Source organism: Vibrio sp. D420a (assembly GCF_030248625.1).
Taxonomy (GTDB): domain Bacteria; phylum Pseudomonadota; class Gammaproteobacteria; order Enterobacterales; family Vibrionaceae; genus Vibrio; species Vibrio fortis_A.
The window spans coordinates 1-853 of record NZ_JAHGAN010000084.1; the positions used below are offsets into that span (position 1 = coordinate 1).

The 853-nt window shown below is 46.4% G+C and carries 1 protein-coding gene; it reads right to left on the minus strand.

What is annotated here, in order from left to right:
* A partial coding sequence (locus tag KI743_RS24285) for a M3 family metallopeptidase (protein WP_285468563.1) occupies nucleotides 1-853 on the minus strand: 853 nt, incomplete at both ends.

The window sequence follows — 853 nt, forward strand, 5'->3', positions numbered from 1 at the left end:
CTCTTGCTCAATTTCCCAAGCTTGCTCGACCGTCAGGTTACAGGCGTCAGCTAAATACTTAGCATTAAAACCTTCCCCGGTTAGACGCTCAATGGTGGTGTTGTGGTTAACACTATTACCGGCGTGCCAGTAATGTTCTGCCAATAGAGGCCCAATTTCTGGGTTATCGGTTAAGTAACCAAACTTGTTCGTAAAGTACGCTCGTGTTTGGTATACCGCCATATGTGCCAGCAGGTAACCTTGGTAGGCACAAGCAGCTTCATCAGAAAGTAGGTGTGGAATTGCCATCAATGGACGTGGGCTTGACTCTAACCCTAAGATTTCCAGCTCAGTACGACGAGCAAGCTGAGTTATCTTCTCTGGCGTTAGCTCGTTATCGTTAAGTTGATATAAGGCACGCTCGAAGTATGGAACAACCAGAATACAACGCTCTTGATACGCCTTGAACGGTTGTTTGCTGTCGATCATCGCTTTGATCAATGAATCAGGAACGGACTCGCCTTTGTCATTTAATGCGTACTGTTTTAACCAATCTGCATCATCAAGCAAGCTATCACAGAACATAGATTGTGTTTCCGCATAAGCCATCGACGTTGGTGAAAACTCTTGCGAGAAGCAAGGTGCGTTCATCTTAACGTTGGCAAAATGCGCCGCATGGCCACCTTCATGGAAGAGGGTATTGATTCCGTCAAAGCCACTGCCAATTTGATCTGGCTTTGCGTTACTCGTGAAATTGACTTGTGCAGGTACCCATTGGCTTTGGTCGTAAAATGATGGTGTTGGGCCGTGACAGAAACCATTCGGGTATTTGCCTTTACGGTCTAGCAGGTCGAGTTTCAATGTGGCTTGTGAG